The following is a 17,890-nucleotide window of genomic DNA, read 5'->3' on the forward strand; positions in this document are numbered from 1 at the left end:
GACGGAGGGTCTGCTGGTGTTTAAGTACGGAGGGAAATCGGTGTCGCGGGGAGATTTGTAAAGTGCTGTCAGTACAGGCTAATGAATATCACAAAAGCCTGCCATCAGCACCTGCCTGATGATTCAGGCAGGGAAAGAAAAAGGTGGAGAGTCGATCTGTAAGCCGGGTTCTGTCTTGAACAGTCATTCGTCTACGATGGCCATCACTGGACATCTTTAGCAACCTACCCGGTCCCAGCGCGGGCCACGCCTTGGGACCCTATTTGGTCTTGCTCCAAGTGGGGTTTACCTAGCCACGAACTGTTGCCAGTCGCGCGGTGCGCTCTTACCGCACCTTTTCACCCTTACCGGCGCTTGAGCGCTTAGGCGGTTATTTTCTGTGGCACTTTCCGTAGGCTCACGCCTCCCAGGCATTACCTGGCACTTCGCCCTATGGAGCCCGGACTTTCCTCCCCCCCCTAATTTTCATAGAGGGCAGCGACTGTCCAATCGACTCTCCGGCGCGAAGGTTAACGGCAGAGCGCCCGAAGAACAAGCGCTAAACGCCTTTGGCCGCTCCTGCACGTCAGGTTTCTACTCGCTCTTCTGCTGATCCAGCGCGACTTGATACAGCACATTCTTGCGCTCGCCGGTAATTTGCGCCGCCAAGGCTGCCGCACGCTTGAGCGGCATTTCTTCGAGCAACAGATTGAGGATGCGCATGGCTTCGCTGCTGACCGCATCCTCCGTCTCCGGTGCCGACCAACCGGCCACCAGCACCACGCATTCACCGCGCTGCTGATTGCTGTCGGACTCGACGAATTCGCGCAACTCGGCCAGCGGCAGCCCCTTGAGCGTTTCGAAGGTTTTCGTGATTTCCCGGGCCAGCAACGCCGGACGCTCGCCGCCGAACACCAGCTCCATGTCTTGCAGACATTCAAGGATGCGGTGCGGAGCTTCGTAGAAAATCAGCGTACGCGGCTCTTCCTTGACCAATTCCAGGCGCGCCCGGCGCCCCACGGCCTTGGCCGGCAGGAAGCCTTCGAAGATAAAGCGATCCGACGGCAGACCCGCCGCCGACAGCGCTGCAATCAAGGCACAGGCGCCCGGCACCGGCACAACATTGATCCCCGCCGCACGCGCCTGGCGCACCAGGTGATAACCCGGATCGGAAATCAGCGGCGTCCCGGCATCAGAGATCAACGCCACATCGTCGCCGGCCAGCAGGCGCGTAATAAAACGGCTACCTTCATCGCGCTCATTATGCTCATGGCAGGCTGCCAGCGGCGTCGGGATACCGAAGTGCTGCATCAAACGCTGAGAGTGACGCGTGTCTTCGGCGGCAATCAATGCCACCTCACGCAGGATTTTCAGCGCACGGGCGCTGATGTCGTCCAGGTTGCCGATGGGCGTCGCCACCACATAAAGCGAGCCAGCAGCGGAATTCAAAGCACCTGGAGCAGTCAAAGCGCACACCTCATGATCGGTAAAAGTCGCCATTGTAACGCGTAGAGACACTTGCGATACGCGCAAGCCACCCTCGGTTTTGCGACCTTTTGTGCAGTTGCGCAACGTTTGCAGCAGTTAATTGACAGTTTCATGCCAGTAACATCGCGCCCCGGCCAGTGCTTGGGTACAATTCCACGCTTATTTGATCGAGTAACAGGAACACTACATGATCGCTTGCCTGCGGCTGTTCACTGCCCTCTGCCTCGCTGCCCTGCTGGCGGCTTGCGCCAGCACATCGTCATCCAGCCTTGGCGAACTTCCACGCACCCCGGATGCCAGTATCGAGCAACTGCTCGAAAAGGCCGCTCAAAGCAAAACGCCGGAACAAGCCGCGCTGTTTCGCCTGAGCGCGGTAGACCTGGCCTACCGCCAGGGCAACGCCGGCCAGTCCGCACAAATCCTGCAACAAGTGCCGGTGGAACAACTCAAGCCGGGCCAACAGGTCTTCGCCAGTACCCTGGCGGCTGAACTGGCCATGGTGCGCAATCAGCCAAAAGCGGCGTTGACGGCCTTGAGCCATCCGAGCCTGCAACGCCTGGGCGAACTGCCCGTCGAGCAACAGGTTCGCACCGGTACCGTTCACGCCCGCGCCCTGGAAGCCGATGGCCAGACCCTGGCCGCTGCACGGGAACGTATCTTTATCGCCCCGATGCTCGAAGGCGAGGCCGCCAGCAAGAACCATGAAGCGATCTGGACCCTGATCGCCTCGCTGCCGACCGATCAATTGCAGCCGACCACCACCGATGACCTCGGCGGCTGGATGAGCCTGGCCCTGGCGGTGAAAACCGCCGGCACCCTGGAACAGCAGCAAGCGGCGATCGACAACTGGCGCGCACAGAATCCAAAGCACCCGGCTGCGCTTCAACTGCCACTGCCACTGACCCAACTCAAGGAACTGGCCAGCCAGCCCCTGGGCAAAATCGCCGTGCTGCTACCTCAGACAGACGGCCCGCTGGCGGCGGCCAGCAAGGCACTGCGCGAAGGTATCGTGGCTGCTCACTATCAGGCGCAACAAGCCGGGCAGAAACCGCCAGCCATCGTATTTTATGACAGCTCGCCCATGACCACGGTGCCGCCACGGATGTCGCTGGACGAGTTCTATCGCAAGGCCCAGGCCGACGGCGTGCAATTGGTCATCGGCCCGCTGGAGAAGCCGCTGGTCAAACAGCTCAGCCTTCGCCCGCAATTGCCTATCACCACTCTGGCGCTGAATTACAGCGAAGGTGAACAAGGACCGGCCCAGCTGTTCCAGTTCGGCCTCGCTGCTGAAGACGAAGCCCGCGAAGTGTCCCGCCGCGCTCGTGCCGACGGCCTGCATCGCGCCGCCGCCATGGTGCCGAAAGGTGAATGGGGCGACCGCGTATTGAAGGCGTTCAGTCAGGACTGGCAGGCGAATGGCGGTAGCATCGTCGCCGTCGAGCACATTGACCAGCCGGTACAACTGGCGCAACAGATTGCCGACATGTTCCAACTGCGTCAGAGCGAAGGCCGCGCCAAGGCCTTGCAGAGCACCGTAGGCTCGCAAGTCGCCGCACAACCTTCCCGTCGTCAGGACATCGAGTTCATCTTCCTTGCGGCCTCCCCGAAACAGGCGCAACAGATCAAACCGACCCTGAACTTCCAGTACGCCGGTGATGTGCCTGTTTATGCGACCTCCAATGTGTTCAGTGCCAGCGGCGACGTAAACGAGTACAACGACATGAACGGCGTTCGCTTCTGCGAAACCCCGTGGTTGCTGGACGTCAATGACCCACTGCGCAAACAAGTGACTGCACAATGGCCACAGGCCGGTACCAGCCTCGGCCGCTTGTTCGCGATGGGTGTTGACGCTTATCGCCTGGCACCGCGCCTGGGACAGCTCAAGACCTTGCCGGACAGCCGCATCGAAGGTCAGTCGGGCAGCCTGGGCATGACCCAGAACCAACGCGTGGTTCGCCAAATGCCGTGGGCACAGTTCGTCAATGGCCAGGTTCAACGCCTGCCGGACACCCCGCGCTGATGCCTGACCGGTCACGCCAGCAAAGCGGCAAAGATGCCGAGCGCCATGCGCTCGAGCATCTTCAACAACAGGGTCTGCGCCTGCTGGCGCAGAACTGGTTGTGCAAACGCGGCGAGCTTGATCTGGTCATGCTTGATGGCGATACAGTAGTATTCGTTGAAGTCCGCTACAGAAAAAACACTCAATGGGGTGGCGCGCTCGATAGCATCGATGGGCGCAAACGGCAGAAACTGATTTTCGCCGCGCAGTATTTTCTTCAGCGCGAGTCGCGTTGGGCCAATTCCCCTTGCCGCTTCGACGTGGTTGCCATCGACAGCCACCTGGATCAGCTGAACTGGCTGCAGAATGCCTTCGACAGCTGATGGCTTGCACCTCGAACCGGACACTTTCACCCAACATTTTTGCTCTTTGCTTTGCGGGCTGCACATTCATGTGCCAAGTAGCCGCGCTAATTAAGGTCACACAGATGGACATGCAATCCCGAATTCGCCAGCTTTTTCAGGCCAGTATCGACACCAAGCAACAGGCGATGGACGTACTTGCACCGCACATCGAGCAAGCCAGCCAGGTGATGGTCAACGCCCTGTACGATGGCAAAATACTTTCCTGCGGTAACGGCGGTTCCGCCAGTGACGCCCAGCACTTCTCGTCGGAGCTGCTCAACCGCTTCGAACGTGAACGCCCGAGCCTGCCCGCCATCGCACTGACCACCGACAGCTCGACGATCACCTCAATCGCCAACGATTACAGCTACAACGAAATCTTCTCTAAACAGATCCATGCCCTTGGCCGACCGGGCGATGTATTGCTGGCGATTTCCACCAGCGGTAACTCGGCGAACATTATTCAAGCGATCCAGACCGCACATGATCGCGAAATGATTGTCGTAGCATTGACCGGTCGCGATGGCGGCGGCATGGCGTCTCTGCTTTTGCCTGAAGACGTCGAGATCCGCGTACCGGCCTATGTCACCGCACGTATTCAGGAAGTCCACCTGCTGACGATCCACTGCCTTTGCTACTTGATCGACAGCCAACTGTTCGGGAGTGAAGAATGACCCCTAATCGCCTAGGCCTTCTGGCCTTGACCCTATGCCTCGGCATCAGCGGCTGCACCTCGGTGGTTAAAGCCAGCCGCGAAGCACCGATTGAAGATGACCGCGGCACACGCACCTTCGGCAGTAAAATCGACGACTCCCTGATCGACACCAAGGTCGGCGTCAACGTCGCCAAGGCCGATCCGGCGCTGGATAACGACTCGCACATCGTCGTCACCAGCTTCAACGGCGTCGTGCTGCTGGCCGGGCAAACGCCCACCGCCGACCTCAAGGCCAAGGCCGAACAGGCCGCTTCCGCGGTCCAGCGCGTGAAGAAGGTGCATAACGAGCTGCAAGTCCTGCCGCCGTCCGGTTTCCTGGCCCGCCAGAACGACACTTGGCTGACCTCCAAGATCAAAACCCAGATGCTCACCGACCCGAACATCCCGGGCTCGCGCATCAAGGTCGTCACCGAAAATGGCATCGTCTATCTGCTGGGCTTGCTGACCAAGCAGGAAGCCGCTCAAGCCACCAACCTGGTGCAGAGCGTTTCCGGGGTGCAGAAGATTGTGAAGCTGTTTGAGTACATCGACTGATACCCACACCTGCCGACGATGGCGCTCGTGAGACCGCCATCGCCCGTAGGAGCAAAGCTTGCTCGCGATGGCGTACTTGAGATCGCCATCGCGAGCAAGCTTTGCTCCTACACGTAATAAAAAAGGCGATCCTTTCGGATCGCCTTTTTTATTACTTCACCACCTTCAAACTCGGTCGACCGCTGGGACGCGGCGGCTCGTTGTCGGGTGGCGGGACATCATCATCCGGCTCGATCTCTTCATCGTCTTCCATAGGCGATTCCAGATCGAACACCATGCCTTGGCCGTTTTCCCGGGCGTAAATGCCCAGGATCGAAGCGATAGGCACGAACAGGGTGTGTGGCACGCCACCGAAGCGCCCCTCGAAGCTGACCGCTTCGTTGTCCATGTGCAAATGACGCACGGCTGCCGGCGATACGTTCAGGACTATCTGACCGTCACTGGCGAAACCTTGAGGCACCTGCACCGACGGATATTCGGAATTGACCAGCATGTGCGGGGTGCAATCGTTATCAACAATCCACTCGTAGAGCGCGCGGACCAGATAAGGTCGACTGGAGTTCATAGCGGCTCCTTAAGCCTTAGCGCATATCGCGTTCGACACCAGACAGACTCGCCTGGAAAGCCTCACGCGCGAAAGAGCGCTCCATGTAATCAAGCAGCGGCTTGGCAGGCCGCGGCAGTTCAATACCCAAAATCGGCAATCGCCAGAGTATTGGCAATAGGCAGCAATCCACCAGACTTTGTTCCTCACTGAGGAAAAACGGCTTGTCGGCGAACAACGGCGACACGCCAGTCAGGCTTTCGCGCAGCTCTTTACGAGCGACGACGCGGGCGGCTTCCTTGGACTTGGGATCCAGGATCAGATCCACCAGCCCACACCAGTCACGCTGAATACGATGAATCAGCAGACGGCTGTTTGCACGCGCCACAGGATAAACCGGCAGTAAAGGCGGGTGCGGGTAACGCTCATCCAGATATTCCATCACCACGGTCGACTCCCACAACGCCAGGTCACGATCGACCAGGGTGGGCAAGCTGCCGTAAGGGTTCACTTCGATCAGTTTAGGCGGCTGGCGACCAGCTTCCACATAAATGATCTCGGCGCTGACACCCTTCTCTGCAAGTACGATGCGTACTCGGTGGGAATAGTGGTCGGCGGGGTCGGAGTAACAGGCCAACCGATTGGTCACGCCCATGGCGGTCCTCCTCGCTTGTTGAAATTATCGGAAGCGGAAAAACGCGCGCGCCCAGAGGACGCCTCCCGTAACGCCTGGCTCGCCAGACTCGTTACACCTTCAGAGACGCCCCTGGGCGCGCGCGATCAACAGCAATTGCTTACAGCTTTATCAATGGACGTCTTTCCAGTATTCACGCTTGAGCAAGTAAGCGAATACGAAGAAGAACGCCAGGTAGAGCAATACATAGGTACCGATGCGCTGATGTTGCAGCTTTACCGGGTTAGCCGAGTAAGCGAGGAAGGTTACCAGATTCTTGACCTTCTCATCGAACTGCTCTTCATTCAGCGCACCGCTCTTCGGCACGATGGTCAACTGATCGCACGCTTCATGAGTCAGCGGCGTACCGGTCAGCGGATCATACTGCTTCTTGCCGTCCTCGACGATTTGAACCTGTTTGCAGCCGACCACCTGACGACCTTGCAGGCCGACCAGGACGTTAGGCATGCCGACGTTCGGGAACACCTTGTTGTTCACGCCCCAGGGACGCGCAGGGTCTTCATAGAACGAACGCAGGTAACCGTAGAGCCAGTCAGTGCCACGAACGCGAGCCACCAGGGTCAGGTCCGGCGGTGCAGCACCGAACCAGGTCTTGGCGTCTGCTGGCTGCATGCCGATGCTCATGTGGTCGCCGATCTTGGCGCCGGTGAACACCAGGTTTTTCAGCATCAGATCGTGAGGAATCCCCAGGTCGTCGGCAACGCGCTCATAGCGCTGGAACTTGGCACTGTGGCAACCCATGCAATAGTTGGCAAACGTACGTGCGCCGTCCTGCATGGCCGCTTTATCGGAGACGTCGATATCGACCTTTTCCAGTTCAGGACCGTGTTCGGCCGCGAAGGAAAACACCGGCAAGGCCGCAAGAATCAATACAGCAAATAGCTTTTTCATCAGCCAGTCACCCTTTCCGGAACCGGTTTGGTCTTCTCGAGCCTGGTGTAGAACGGCATCAGAATGAAGTAGGCGAAGTACAGGAAGGTGCAAATCTGCGACACCAGTGTCCGCTCAGGGGTTGGGGCCAATACGCCCAGCACACCGAGAATCACGAAGCAGATGCAGAACACCCAAAGCCAGATCTTGCTCAGCCAGCCCTTGTAGCGCATGGACTTGACCGGACTGCGGTCGAGCCAAGGCAGCACGAACAGCATGGCAATCGAAGCACCCATGGCGATAACACCCATGAGCTTGTCCGGAATGGCCCGCAAGATGGCGTAGAACGGCGTGAAGTACCAGACCGGAGCGATGTGCTCTGGGGTCTTGAAGGCGTTCGCCACTTCAAAGTTCGGTTTCTCGAGGAAGTAACCGCCCATTTCAGGGAAGAAGAACACGATCGAGCAGAAGATGAACAGGAACACCACCACGCCGACGATATCTTTCACGGTGTAGTACGGATGGAAGGCAATGCCGTCCAGCGGTACGCCGTTTTCGTCTTTGAATTTCTTGATGTCCACGCCGTCCGGGTTGTTCGACCCGACTTCGTGCAGCGCCAGGACGTGCAACACCACCAGGCCGAGAATCACGATCGGCAGCGCCACAACGTGCAAGGCGAAGAAGCGGTTCAGGGTGATACCGGAAATCAGGTAGTCACCACGGATCCACTGGGTCAGGTCGTTGCCAATGACCGGGATCGCACCGAACAGCGAGATGATCACCTGGGCCCCCCAGTAGGACATCTGACCCCACGGCAGCAGGTAACCCATGAAGGCTTCCGCCATCAGCGCCAGGTAGATCAGCATGCCGAAGACCCACACCAGCTCACGAGGCTTCTGGTACGAACCGTAGAGCAAGCCACGGAACATGTGCAGATAGACCACGATGAAGAACGCCGAAGCGCCGGTGGAGTGCAGCAGACGCAGGATCGAGCCGTACTCGACGTCGCGCATGATGTATTCGACGGACGCAAACGCTTCTTCCGCCGACGGGGTGTAGCTCATGGTCAGCCAGACACCGGTGACGATCTGGTTGACCAGAACGAGCAGCGCGAGGGAACCAAAGAAATAGAAGAAGTTGAAGTTCTTCGGGGCGTAGTACTTGCTGAGATGGTCTTCCCACATTTTGGTCGCGGGAAAGCGCGCATCAACCCAATCCATGAACTTGCTCATCACGCTTTCTCCGTATCGACGCCGATGACAATGATCTCATCGGTCTCATAGGAATGCGGGGGAACTGGCAGGTTCAAAGGCGCAGGTTGCGACTTGTAGACGCGGCCAGCCAGATCGTAGTGGGAACCGTGGCAAGGGCAGAAATAACCACCTACCCAGTCCTTGCCCAGATCAGCAGGTGCCACTTCAGGACGGAAGGTCGGCGAGCAACCCAGGTGTGTGCAGATACCGATCAGCAGCAGGACCTCTGGCTTGATCGAACGCGTTTCTGGATCGACGTAGGTCGGTTGTGTCGAGTTCTTGGAGGTCGGGTCAGACAGCTGGCCCTCGATCTTTTTCAGATTCCCCAGGATTTCCGCGGTTCGGCGGACAATGAATACTGGCTGGCCGCGCCACTCAGCAATCATCTGCTGGCCTGGCTCGATTTTGCTGACATTCACTTTCACCGGTGCACCTGCGGCTTTCGCCTTGGCACTGGGAAACCATGACCCCACGAACGGGACCGCAGCCCCCACCGCTCCTGCAGCACCCACCACGGATGTGGCTGCTACCAAGAAGCGACGCCGGCCTGCATTCACGCCGTCATTGCTCATTCAGTCCTCTCCCATCAGCTTTGTGGCCTGTTAAATCAGGCATCTACTAAGTTAAATCTATGTACTTATAAAAATTTTGCCGAATGGTAATGAAAAGCCCCAATTCTGACAAGGTAATTACCCAAGGGCTCCACTGCCAAGCCTTGCAGTATAGGGGCTCTACGGCTGTGGCAAGTTGTCACAGCGCAATTCTTTGAGAAATCGCACGCACAAAAAAACGCCCAGCTCCGTGAGGAGATGGGCGTTCTTTTTGAACGTGGAAGCGAATTAACGCTTCGAGTACTGCGGACGCTTACGCGCTTTACGCAGACCAACTTTCTTACGTTCAACTTCGCGAGCATCGCGAGTAACGAAGCCAGCTTTGCGCAGAGCGCCACGCAGGGTTTCGTCGTACTGCATCAGTGCGCGAGTGATACCGTGGCGGATTGCGCCAGCTTGACCACTCACACCACCACCGATCACGGTGACGTAGATGTCGAATTTCTCGACAGTCTCAGTCAGTTCCAGCGGCTGACGAACTACCATGCGGGCAGTTTCGCGGCCGAAGAAATTTTCCAGGGTGCGGTTGTTGATGGAGATGTTACCAGTACCCGGACGCAGGAAAACGCGTGCGGTTGCGGTCTTGCGACGGCCAGTGCCGTAATTTTGAGTCGCCGACATAATGAACTATTCCGTTAAAACTTCAGTTCTTGGGGCTGCTGAGCAGCATGAGGGTGAGCAGCGCCCGCATAGACTTTCAGCTTGCGATACATGTCGCGACCCAGTGGGCCCTTCGGCAGCATACCTTTAACCGCGATCTCGATCGGGGATTCAGGCTTCTTGGCGATCAGTTTTTCGAAACTGATCGACTTGATGCCACCCGGGAAACCGGAGTGGGAGTAGTAGATTTTGTCGGTGGTTTTAGCACCGGTTACACGAACCTGCTCGGCATTGATAACGACGATGTAATCGCCGGTGTCAACGTGAGGAGTGTACTCAGCTTTATGCTTGCCACGCAGACGGCTCGCGATTTCGGTAGCCAGACGACCCAGGGTCTGACCAGCGGCGTCGACGACAAACCAGTCGCGCACAACTGTTTCTGGTTTTGCAGTAAAAGTTGTCATTCTTTAATAGCCTCAGGGGCCGCCCTGTAAATTAGACGGCGGATCTTACTGAATAGTGCGTGCTTTGACAAGTCAAAGGCAGCCGGATACAGACGCTATCGGGGGCTCGGGTCGGCGCGTCCGTTCAACGGCAAGATCTCTTCCGCAGGCGGCGCATCACTTCCACTGCATAAAGAGGTGGGCAATTATGCAGATTGCGAAAAAATATTCAACCTGCTTTTATGATTGTTTTGCCCAAGGAGCACCCGATGGATTATCGACAGCTAGGCCGAACCGATCTGAACGTGAGTGCAATCTGCCTCGGAACCATGACCTGGGGCGAGCAAAACAGCGAGGCTGAAGCCTTCGCCCAGATCGAACGAGCCAAAGGCGCCGGGATCAATTTCATCGACACCGCCGAAATGTACCCGGTGCCCCCCAAGGCCGACACCTACGCCACCACCGAGCGCTACATCGGCAATTACTTCAAGAGTCGCGGCGATCGTGCCGACTGGATCCTGGCCAGCAAGATCGCCGGCCCGGGCAACACCATCGACTACATCCGCGACAAAAACCTGCGCCACAACCGCCAGCACATCACCGAAGCCGTGGACGCCAGCCTCAAGCGCCTGCAGACCGACTACATCGATCTCTACCAACTGCACTGGCCGGAGCGCAGCACCAATTTCTTCGGTCAGTTGGGCTACAAGCACAAGATCGAAGCCAACCTGACGCCGCTGGAAGACACCCTCGAAGCACTCGACGAACAGGTCAAGGCCGGCAAGATCCGCCACATCGGCCTGTCCAATGAAACCCCGTGGGGCACCATGCGCTTCCTGGCCTTGGCCGAAGCCCGTGGCTGGCCGCGCGCCGTGTCGATCCAGAACCCGTACAACCTGCTGAACCGCAGCTTCGAAGTCGGCCTGGCGGAAATCGCCATTCGCGAACAGTGCGGCCTGCTGGCCTATTCGCCGCTGGCGTTCGGGTTCCTGTCAGGCAAGTACGAAGGTGGCGCCCGTCCGCCAAAAGGCCGCCTGAGCCTCTACAGCCGCTTCAGCCGCTATTTCAACCCGCAGTCGGAAGCAGCGTGCAGCCGTTACGTAGCCCTGGCCCGTGAACACGGCCTGGACCCGGCGCAAATGGCATTGGCTTTCGTAAACCAGCAGCCGTTCGTGACCAGCAACATCATCGGGGCGACGTCGCTTGAGCAGTTGGACAGCAACATCGCCAGTTTCGAGCTGAAGCTTTCCGACGAAGTGCTGGCGGGGATCGAGGCGATTCACAAGGATCACCCGAATCCTGCGCCGTAACCAACAGTGATCGTTCCCACGCTCCTGCGTGGGAATGCATCTCGTGACGCTCTGCGTCACATTCAACAGCTGAACGCGGAGCGTCCCCGGCGGCATTCCCACGCAGAGCGTGGGAACGATCACGCGGCATTACAGCGACCGCGCAATAATCTCCTTCATGATCTCGTTGGTGCCGGCATAGATCCGCTGCACCCGCGCATCCGCCCACGCCCGGGCCACCGGGTATTCCCACATGAACCCGTAGCCGCCATGCAACTGCACGCACTCGTCGAGCACCTTGCATTGCAGGTCGGTGCCCCAGTATTTCGCCATCGCTGCCGTCGGCACGTCCAGCTTGCCTTGCAGGTGCAGTTCCAGGCATTTGTCGACGAACACCCGGCCAATCTGAATCTCGGTGGCCATCTCCGCCAGTTTGAAGCGAGTGTTCTGAAAATCGGCAATCGCCTTGCCGAACGCCTTGCGTTCGCGGGTGTAGTCCAGTGTCCATTGCAGCGCTGCCTCGGCCGAAGCGAGTCCGCCGACAGCCACGGTGAGACGCTCTTGCGGCAATTCCTGCATCAAGTAAGCGAAGCCCATCCCGGCCTGCCCCAAGAGGTTTTCCTTCGGCACGCGTACATCCTGGAAGAACAATTCCGACGTGTCCTGAGCCTTCATTCCGACTTTTTCCAGGCGCTTGCCCTTGGCGAAGCCCGGCGTATTGGCTTCCACCAGAAACAGACTGGTGCCCTTCGCGCCCGCTTTCGGATCGGTCTTGGCGACGACAATCACCAGGTCCGCCAGAAAGCCGTTGGTGATGAAGGTTTTCGAGCCGTTGATCACGTATTCGTCACCGTCCAGCACGGCGGTGGTTTTCACCCCTTGCAGGTCGGAGCCGGCACCCGGCTCGGTCATGGCGATGGCCGTGACCATTTCGCCCGACACCAGTTTTGGCAGGTATTTGTGCTTCAGTGCTTCGCTGCCGTAATGCAGGATGTACGGCGCGACGATGTCTGAATGCAGGGAGAAACCGATCCCTGTGAGGCCGAGGCGGCCGACCTCTTCGATCACCACCGCGCTGTAGAGAAAGTCCGCACCCAACCCGCCATATTCTTCCGGCAGGTGCGAACAGAGCATCCCCGCCTCCCCCGCCTTGTTCCACAGCTGGCGGTCGATGTAGCCCTGTTTTTCCCATTGCCCATGGAACGGCACGGCCTCTTTTTCGAGGAACGTTCGCACGCTGTCGCGAAAAAGTTCGTGCTCGGAACTGAACAAGGTTCTGGGGATCATGGGGCACCTGTCGTTATTGTTGGAAGAAGTTGACCTTCAGAGCCTAAGCCGCGCTTGCGATACAGGACACTGGACACATCAGACAAAAAATAAGACGATCCAGCCGTCTGGTGACCACTTTCCCCTATAAGAATAAAGTTGAATTATGTCTAACCAAGTCTCCACGCCCCTGCGGCGCGTCAGCATCCTGGCTATCGACCGGGTTTTCGCTTCCACCCTTATGCAAGCCAAGGATTTCTTCCACCTGGCCAGCCTGCGCTACGGCAAACAACTGGGCCACGGCCTGACACCGGCGTTCGAAACGCGCCTGGTCAGCCCCGACGGCAAACCGGTGAACAGCTTCAGCGATGTGATCATGCCGGTGGACGGCGGCCTGGAAAACGCTGACATCATCATCCTCCCGGCCTTCTGGGACGATTTCGAAACACTGTGCAAACGTTATCCACAGGTGCTGCCGTGGCTGCGCGAACAACACGCCCGTGGCGCCGTGCTGTGCGGCGAAGCCACCGGGGTGTTCTGGCTGGCGGAAGCCGGGCTGCTCAATGGCAAGGAAGCGACCACCTACTGGCGTTTTTTCAACGCGTTTGCCGAGCGCTATCCGCAGGTTCAACTCAATCAGGACAAGCACCTGACCGACGCGGACAACCTGTATTGCGCCGGTGGTACGACCTCGGCGTGCGACCTCTATATCTACCTGATCGAACGCTTCTGCGGCGCCAACGTGGCCCAGGCCGTGGCCCGGGACATTCTCTACGAAGTGCAGCGCAGTTATGCGCCGGGGCGCATCGGTTTTGGCGGGCAGAAGTTGCATCAGGACGTGATCATCCTGCAGATCCAGCACTGGCTCGAAGAACACTTCGCCGACAAATTCCGCTTCGAAGACGTTGCCCGCGAACACGGCATGAGCATCCGCAACTTCATGCGCCGCTTCCAGACCGCCACCGGCGACAAGCCGCTGCATTACCTGCAACGCCTGCGCATCGAAACCGCCAAGGGCCTGCTGTCCGGCAGCCGCAAGAGCATCAAGACCATCAGTTATGAGGTCGGCTACGACGATGCGAGCTTCTTTGCGCGGCTGTTCCGCCAGCACACCGAATTGTCGCCGAACCAGTATCGGCAGCAATTTCAGCAAGCCGCATAAGCGTCCCGACCGATCGTTCCCACGCTCTGCGTAGGAATGCCGCCATGGACGCTCTGCGTGCGCTTCGGAATGTGACGCGGAGCGTCACGGGATGCATTCCCACGCAGAGCGTGGGAACGATCAGTATCGGCGCGCATAAAAAAGGGCCTGCAATGCAGGCCCTTTTTTATTTTCCGAAACGTCCTACGGCTTATGCGCCCGGGACAGGAATTCGTGGGACTGCATCTCCAACAGACGACTCAGCGTGCGCTGGAACTCAAAGTTCAAGCGACCGCCGGTGTACAGGTCTTTAAGCTCGACTTCTGCAGAAATGATCAGCTTCACGTTACGGTCGTAGAACTCGTCGACCATGTTGATAAAGCGTCGGGCGATGTCGTCGGTGGTGACGCTCATCTGCTCGACACCGCTGAGCAGCACGGCGTGGAAGATCTTGCCCAGTTCGATGTAATCGTTCTGGCTGCGCGGGCCGTCGCACAGTTCGCGGAAGTCGAACCAGGCCACGTCATCGCAGGTGCGCAAGGCACGGATTTCGCGGTTTTCGATCATCAGCACATCGTTTTCGGTGGCCGCGGTGCATTCCGGCGTCAAGGCTCGAAAGCTCTTGCGCAAGCTTTCCTGGGACGCTTCGTCCAGCGGGAAGTGGAACAATTCCGCTTGTTCGAGGTGGCGCAGACGGTAATCGACGCCGCTGTCGACGTTGACGATGTCGGTGTTCTGCTTGATCAGTGCAATCGCCGGCAGGAAGCGCGCACGTTGCAGGCCGTCCTTGTACAGGCCGTCCGGCACGATGTTCGACGTCGCGACCAGAGTCACGCCGTTCTTGAACAGCTCTTCCATCAGCGTGCCGAGGATCATCGCGTCGGTGATGTCCGAGACGAAGAATTCATCGAAACAGATCACCCGGGCTTCGTCGGAGAAACGCTTGGCGATGATGGTCAGCGGGTTTTTCTCGCCACCGAGGGTCTTCATCTCTTCGTGCACGCGCTTCATGAAGCGGTGGAAGTGAGTGCGGACCTTTTCCTTGAACGGCAGGGCTTCGAAGAAGGTGTCGACCAGGTAGGTCTTGCCACGACCCACGCCGCCCCAGAAGTACAGGCCCTTGACCGGCGCCTGGTCTTTCTTGCCAAACAGTTTGCCGAACAGGCCCGGCTTGCTCTGCGAGGCCGCGACCAGGTCGTCGTACAGGCGCTGCAAATGACGCACCGCAGTTTCCTGGGCGGCGTCATGGAAGAATTCCGGGCGTTTCAGATCAGCTTGATATCGTTCTAGGGGCGTCATAATTCGTTAGCAAGGCAACAAAAACGGGCCGCCACTGTAGCGACGGCCCGTCAGAATGGCAATCAGCCCTTGGTCGGGCCGAGCCGCTGATTTATTCCTGAACCGGCGTCAACGCCACGCGCAGGGCGTCGATGGCAACGTCGCGAGCGGCGCTGTCGGCGAAGGTCGGGCTGTCGCCGACGCACTCGCCTTCCAGCCAGACGCTGAAGCTCAGGTCTTCGCTGCGCACGTCCAGCGGTTGGCCGGCTTGCAGCTGCTTGGTCACCTGACCAGCGGTTTTACCGTCGGCGAAGTTGCGTGACAGCAGCAATTGCTCGCCATCGGCCGCGAGCAGACGGAAGCGGAAACTGCCGTCGTCTTCACGAAAACTGACGAAACGCGCGGCTTTTGCGGCTTTTTTCTTGGTGGTCGCTGCAACTTGAGTCTGGGCGACAAAAGAACGCAGGCCGACCGCTTCGCGCAGTTCGTGGAGGAACGGCGTCGCCACCGAACGGGCCTTCTTGGCGCCGATCTGCAGCATGTCTTCGAGGTCTGCCGGACGTTCGATCAACTGGTGATAGCGCTCGCGGGACTCGCCCAGTTCGCTGTCCAGCAGTTGGAACAGACGATTCTTCGCCTCGCCCCAGCCCAGGCCCTGCAATAACTCGCTGCGGAACTCGTCGGACTGCGCCGGGGTGGCGAAGGCCTGGAACAAGGTGAACAGGTGCGAGTTGTCTGGATCTTTCGCTTCGCCCGGCGCGCGGGAGTCGGTGACGATCCGCGAAATCGCGTCCTTCATTTCCTTGGCGCTGCTGAACAACGGAATGGTGTTGTCGTAGCTCTTCGACATCTTGCGACCGTCGAGGCCTGGCAGCGTGGCGACGCTTTCTTCGATCAGCGCCTCGGGCATGGTGAAGAACTCTTTGCCCTGACCGAACAAATGGTTGAAACGCTGGCCGATGTCACGGGCCATTTCCACGTGCTGGATCTGGTCACGACCGACCGGCACCTTGTGGGCGTTGAACATCAGAATGTCGGCAGCCATCAGCACCGGGTAGCTGTACAAGCCCATGGTGATGCCGGCGTCCGGGTCTTCGCCGGTCTCGACGTTCTTGTCCACCGAGGCCTTGTAGGCGTGGGCGCGATTGAGCAGGCCCTTGGCGGCGACGCATGTCAGCAGCCAGGTCAGCTCGGGGATTTCCGGGATGTCGGACTGGCGATAGAAGGTCACGCGGTCCACATCCAGGCCACCGGCCAGCCAGGTCGCAGCGATTTCCAGACGCGAGCGCTGAATGCGCAGCGGGTCATCGCATTTGATCAGGGCGTGATAGTCGGCCAGGAAATAGAACGAATCGGCATTGCTGTCACGGCTGGCCAGGATCGCCGGGCGGATGGCGCCGGCGTAATTGCCCAGGTGCGGCGTGCCGGTGGTGGTGATGCCAGTGAGGATACGGGTACGAGTCGTCATGGGTAATCGCTTGTCAGACTGCAATCAATTCGAAAGACGCGGCAGGATCAGATCCTTGAGATCGGTCAGCTTGCCATGAAAAAAGTGTCCGCATTCTGCCACTTTCAGCAGCTCATGGGGGCGATCGAGTTTGTCGGACCATTCGTAAACAAGCTGCGGATCGATGACTTCATCGGTTTCCGGCTGGATCAGGGTCAGCTCGCCTTGCTGCGGCAGTTGATCCTGATCGCCCAGACGCATCACCGCCGGCGCGACCATGAACAGGTGCTTGAGCTGCTCACCCTTGGCTTCCAGACGTCCGCCGAGACTTGCTGCAACAAAACCGCCGAAGGAGAATCCGAACAGCGTCAGCGGCAACTCGGGGTGTTTGACTCGCAGCCATTCGGCCACTGCCTGGGCGTCGTCGACTTCGCCGGTGCCCATATCGTGGGTACCTTCGCTGGCACCGACGCCACGGTAGTTGAAACGTAAAGTAATCAAACCGGCGTCACGCGCAGTGCGCTGCAAGGTCGAGACGACTTTGTTGAGCATGGTGCCGCCCTGCACCGGGTTGGGATGACAGATCAGCGCCAGGCCGCGGGGCTGCTCGCTCTCCAGGTAAAGGGCTTCCAGTTGGCCGACCGGGCCATCAATCACTACAGGGGTTTCGCGCATAAGCAAGGAAGGAACTCCGTGACCTCGAATCGGGTCGACTCGTCTAGCAAATTGTCTGTGCCAATCTATTGCGAGTGAATCGCGGTATACAGCGCAGGTTCGAGCCGTTAACGTAAAGCAAAGCCGTTTATAGAGGAAGGACTCGTGGAACACTCGCTCTTAGTTTGGTTGTTGCCGACTCTTGCCCTGGTTGTGGGTGTCGCCGTTGGTTTCCTGATCGCTCGCCTGGTGCCGAATGCCGCTCCCAGCAGCACGCAACGTCAGCTGGATGACATTCAGGAACGTTTCGACAGTTATCAGAACGAGGTGGTTACTCACTTCAACAGCACGGCCTCGCTGGTCAAGAAACTGACTGCCAGCTATCAGGACGTGCAGGATCATCTCGCCGAGGGTGCCAACCGCCTGGCCCTGGACGAGCAGACTCGCCAACGACTGCTGGCCGCCCTGCACGCTGACGCAGCCGTGGCACCACGGGAACGCCTGACGCCGCCGCGCAATCAGGAGCCGCCTCGCGACTACGCGCCCAAAGCCCCGAACGCGCCGGGCATGCTCGATGAGCATTACGGCCTGAAGAAGTAATCAGGTTTCGCGCACTACAAAAAAGCCCGCCCGATCTGTTGAGGATCGGGCGGGCTTTTTTACGCCTGGGGTTCAGTCAGG

Annotated in this window: 19 protein-coding genes and 1 other RNA gene; 7 read left to right on the forward strand and 13 right to left on the reverse strand. The window is 58.8% G+C overall.

What is annotated here, in order from left to right; translation table 11 throughout:
- Positions 1–143: 143 nt before the first annotated feature.
- Together rnpB and rsmI are read right to left on the reverse strand one after the other, a co-directional pair.
- Positions 144–497: RNase P RNA component class A (rnpB, locus tag ACY4LX_RS28125), an RNA gene on the reverse strand.
- A 76-nt stretch (positions 498–573) separates the two neighbouring features.
- Complete coding sequence (gene rsmI, locus ACY4LX_RS28130; RefSeq protein WP_178129237.1) at positions 574–1,479, reverse strand: 16S rRNA (cytidine(1402)-2'-O)-methyltransferase; 906 nt, start codon at positions 1,477–1,479, stop codon at positions 574–576.
- 175 nt (positions 1,480–1,654) lie between these two features.
- Here rsmI and ACY4LX_RS28135 point away from each other — a divergent pair, with 175 nt between their 5' ends.
- The 4 genes from ACY4LX_RS28135 to ACY4LX_RS28150 all read left to right on the forward strand — a co-directional run bounded on the left by ACY4LX_RS28135 (position 1,655) and on the right by ACY4LX_RS28150 (position 5,119).
- Positions 1,655–3,487 (forward strand): penicillin-binding protein activator, encoded by a 1,833-nt coding sequence (locus ACY4LX_RS28135; RefSeq protein WP_463258441.1) that lies wholly within the window; start codon positions 1,655–1,657, stop codon positions 3,485–3,487.
- Positions 3,487–3,849: a YraN family protein gene (locus tag ACY4LX_RS28140; protein WP_463258442.1), complete on the forward strand. Its 363-nt coding sequence runs from the start codon at positions 3,487–3,489 to the stop codon at positions 3,847–3,849. The genes ACY4LX_RS28135 and ACY4LX_RS28140 overlap by 1 nt, the downstream gene beginning before the upstream one ends.
- A 104-nt stretch (positions 3,850–3,953) precedes the next feature.
- Positions 3,954–4,544, forward strand: coding sequence for a phosphoheptose isomerase (locus ACY4LX_RS28145; protein WP_149661098.1), 591 nt, complete (start codon positions 3,954–3,956; stop codon positions 4,542–4,544).
- A complete protein-coding gene (locus ACY4LX_RS28150; RefSeq protein ID WP_123410152.1) occupies positions 4,541–5,119 on the forward strand; it encodes a BON domain-containing protein in 579 nt (192 codons plus the stop codon). Before ACY4LX_RS28145 ends, ACY4LX_RS28150 begins: the two co-directional genes overlap by 4 nt.
- Before the next feature lie 151 nt (positions 5,120–5,270).
- Here the strand turns inward: ACY4LX_RS28150 and ACY4LX_RS28155 are convergent, their stop codons facing one another.
- The 7 genes from ACY4LX_RS28155 to rplM form a co-directional block, all read right to left on the reverse strand.
- Positions 5,271–5,684 carry a ClpXP protease specificity-enhancing factor gene (locus ACY4LX_RS28155; RefSeq protein WP_054045578.1) on the reverse strand — a complete coding sequence of 138 codons (414 nt, stop codon included), beginning with the start codon at positions 5,682–5,684 and terminating at the stop codon, positions 5,271–5,273.
- A gap of 16 nt (positions 5,685–5,700) precedes the next feature.
- The gene (locus tag ACY4LX_RS28160) at positions 5,701–6,318 is read right to left on the reverse strand and encodes a glutathione S-transferase N-terminal domain-containing protein (protein WP_047303097.1); all 618 of its coding nucleotides are present in this window, start codon (positions 6,316–6,318) and stop codon (positions 5,701–5,703) included.
- A gap of 150 nt (positions 6,319–6,468) precedes the next feature.
- Complete coding sequence (locus ACY4LX_RS28165) at positions 6,469–7,248, reverse strand: cytochrome c1 (RefSeq protein WP_149661099.1); 780 nt, start codon at positions 7,246–7,248, stop codon at positions 6,469–6,471.
- Entirely contained in the window at positions 7,248–8,459 is a 1,212-nt protein-coding gene (locus ACY4LX_RS28170) for a cytochrome b (RefSeq protein WP_149661100.1), read from the reverse strand. The genes ACY4LX_RS28165 and ACY4LX_RS28170 overlap by 1 nt, the downstream gene beginning before the upstream one ends.
- On the reverse strand, positions 8,459–9,052 hold the full coding sequence (petA, locus tag ACY4LX_RS28175; RefSeq protein ID WP_054045584.1) for a ubiquinol-cytochrome c reductase iron-sulfur subunit: 594 nt from the start codon (positions 9,050–9,052) through the stop codon (positions 8,459–8,461). The genes ACY4LX_RS28170 and petA overlap by 1 nt, the downstream gene beginning before the upstream one ends.
- A 267-nt stretch (positions 9,053–9,319) precedes the next feature.
- Positions 9,320–9,712, reverse strand: a complete 393-nt coding sequence (rpsI, locus tag ACY4LX_RS28180) for a 30S ribosomal protein S9 (protein WP_003216038.1) — start codon at positions 9,710–9,712, stop codon at positions 9,320–9,322.
- 14 nt (positions 9,713–9,726) lie between these two features.
- Positions 9,727–10,155 carry a 50S ribosomal protein L13 gene (gene rplM, locus ACY4LX_RS28185; RefSeq protein WP_092278175.1) on the reverse strand — a complete coding sequence of 143 codons (429 nt, stop codon included), beginning with the start codon at positions 10,153–10,155 and terminating at the stop codon, positions 9,727–9,729.
- Positions 10,156–10,403: 248 nt separating this feature from the next.
- Between rplM and ACY4LX_RS28190 the strand changes: the two genes are divergently transcribed.
- Complete coding sequence (locus ACY4LX_RS28190; protein WP_463258443.1) at positions 10,404–11,444, forward strand: NADP(H)-dependent aldo-keto reductase; 1,041 nt, start codon at positions 10,404–10,406, stop codon at positions 11,442–11,444.
- 129 nt (positions 11,445–11,573) lie between these two features.
- Here ACY4LX_RS28190 and ACY4LX_RS28195 read toward each other — a convergent pair whose 3' ends face one another.
- A complete protein-coding gene (locus ACY4LX_RS28195) occupies positions 11,574–12,710 on the reverse strand; it encodes an acyl-CoA dehydrogenase family protein (RefSeq protein ID WP_054613556.1) in 1,137 nt (378 codons plus the stop codon).
- Positions 12,711–12,954: 244 nt separating this feature from the next.
- On the opposite strand from ACY4LX_RS28195, the gene ACY4LX_RS28200 reads away from it, so the two are divergent.
- On the forward strand, positions 12,955–13,851 hold the full coding sequence (locus ACY4LX_RS28200) for a GlxA family transcriptional regulator (protein ID WP_177332697.1): 897 nt from the start codon (positions 12,955–12,957) through the stop codon (positions 13,849–13,851).
- A 183-nt stretch (positions 13,852–14,034) separates the two neighbouring features.
- Here the strand turns inward: ACY4LX_RS28200 and zapE are convergent, their stop codons facing one another.
- The 3 genes from zapE to ACY4LX_RS28215 all read right to left on the reverse strand — a co-directional run bounded on the left by zapE (position 14,035) and on the right by ACY4LX_RS28215 (position 17,230).
- Positions 14,035–15,129, reverse strand: coding sequence for a cell division protein ZapE (gene zapE, locus ACY4LX_RS28205; protein WP_123410144.1), 1,095 nt, complete (start codon positions 15,127–15,129; stop codon positions 14,035–14,037).
- A gap of 91 nt (positions 15,130–15,220) precedes the next feature.
- Positions 15,221–16,576 (reverse strand): tryptophan--tRNA ligase, encoded by a 1,356-nt coding sequence (locus tag ACY4LX_RS28210; protein WP_463258444.1) that lies wholly within the window; start codon positions 16,574–16,576, stop codon positions 15,221–15,223.
- Positions 16,577–16,600: 24 nt separating this feature from the next.
- Positions 16,601–17,230, reverse strand: a complete 630-nt coding sequence (locus ACY4LX_RS28215) for an alpha/beta hydrolase (RefSeq protein ID WP_463258445.1) — start codon at positions 17,228–17,230, stop codon at positions 16,601–16,603.
- Positions 17,231–17,374: 144 nt separating this feature from the next.
- Here ACY4LX_RS28215 and ACY4LX_RS28220 point away from each other — a divergent pair, with 144 nt between their 5' ends.
- Entirely contained in the window at positions 17,375–17,809 is a 435-nt protein-coding gene (locus ACY4LX_RS28220; protein WP_123410141.1) for a Z-ring associated ZapG family protein, read from the forward strand.
- Positions 17,810–17,890: the final 81 nt, after the last annotated feature.

This window comes from Pseudomonas sp. Emmai (assembly GCF_055179735.1).

What these genes read in the sequence shown, in the direction of transcription:
- rsmI (WP_178129237.1), bottom strand. Translation starts at nt 1,479, where the DNA reads ATGGCGACTTTTACCGATCATGAGGTGTGCGCTTTGACTGCTCCAGGT.
- ACY4LX_RS28140 (WP_463258442.1), top strand. Translation starts at nt 3,487, where the DNA reads ATGCCTGACCGGTCACGCCAGCAAAGCGGCAAAGATGCCGAGCGCCAT.
- ACY4LX_RS28155 (WP_054045578.1), bottom strand. Translation starts at nt 5,684, where the DNA reads ATGAACTCCAGTCGACCTTATCTGGTCCGCGCGCTCTACGAGTGGATT.
- ACY4LX_RS28210 (WP_463258444.1), bottom strand. Translation starts at nt 16,576, where the DNA reads ATGACGACTCGTACCCGTATCCTCACTGGCATCACCACCACCGGCACG.
- ACY4LX_RS28190 (WP_463258443.1), top strand. Translation starts at nt 10,404, where the DNA reads ATGGATTATCGACAGCTAGGCCGAACCGATCTGAACGTGAGTGCAATC.
- ACY4LX_RS28165 (WP_149661099.1), bottom strand. Translation starts at nt 7,248, where the DNA reads ATGAAAAAGCTATTTGCTGTATTGATTCTTGCGGCCTTGCCGGTGTTT.
- ACY4LX_RS28145 (WP_149661098.1), top strand. Translation starts at nt 3,954, where the DNA reads ATGGACATGCAATCCCGAATTCGCCAGCTTTTTCAGGCCAGTATCGAC.
- ACY4LX_RS28195 (WP_054613556.1), bottom strand. Translation starts at nt 12,710, where the DNA reads ATGATCCCCAGAACCTTGTTCAGTTCCGAGCACGAACTTTTTCGCGAC.
- ACY4LX_RS28135 (WP_463258441.1), top strand. Translation starts at nt 1,655, where the DNA reads ATGATCGCTTGCCTGCGGCTGTTCACTGCCCTCTGCCTCGCTGCCCTG.
- rpsI (WP_003216038.1), bottom strand. Translation starts at nt 9,712, where the DNA reads ATGTCGGCGACTCAAAATTACGGCACTGGCCGTCGCAAGACCGCAACC.
- petA (WP_054045584.1), bottom strand. Translation starts at nt 9,052, where the DNA reads ATGAGCAATGACGGCGTGAATGCAGGCCGGCGTCGCTTCTTGGTAGCA.
- ACY4LX_RS28160 (WP_047303097.1), bottom strand. Translation starts at nt 6,318, where the DNA reads ATGGGCGTGACCAATCGGTTGGCCTGTTACTCCGACCCCGCCGACCAC.
- ACY4LX_RS28215 (WP_463258445.1), bottom strand. Translation starts at nt 17,230, where the DNA reads ATGCGCGAAACCCCTGTAGTGATTGATGGCCCGGTCGGCCAACTGGAA.
- rplM (WP_092278175.1), bottom strand. Translation starts at nt 10,155, where the DNA reads ATGACAACTTTTACTGCAAAACCAGAAACAGTTGTGCGCGACTGGTTT.
- ACY4LX_RS28150 (WP_123410152.1), top strand. Translation starts at nt 4,541, where the DNA reads ATGACCCCTAATCGCCTAGGCCTTCTGGCCTTGACCCTATGCCTCGGC.
- zapE (WP_123410144.1), bottom strand. Translation starts at nt 15,129, where the DNA reads ATGACGCCCCTAGAACGATATCAAGCTGATCTGAAACGCCCGGAATTC.
- ACY4LX_RS28170 (WP_149661100.1), bottom strand. Translation starts at nt 8,459, where the DNA reads ATGAGCAAGTTCATGGATTGGGTTGATGCGCGCTTTCCCGCGACCAAA.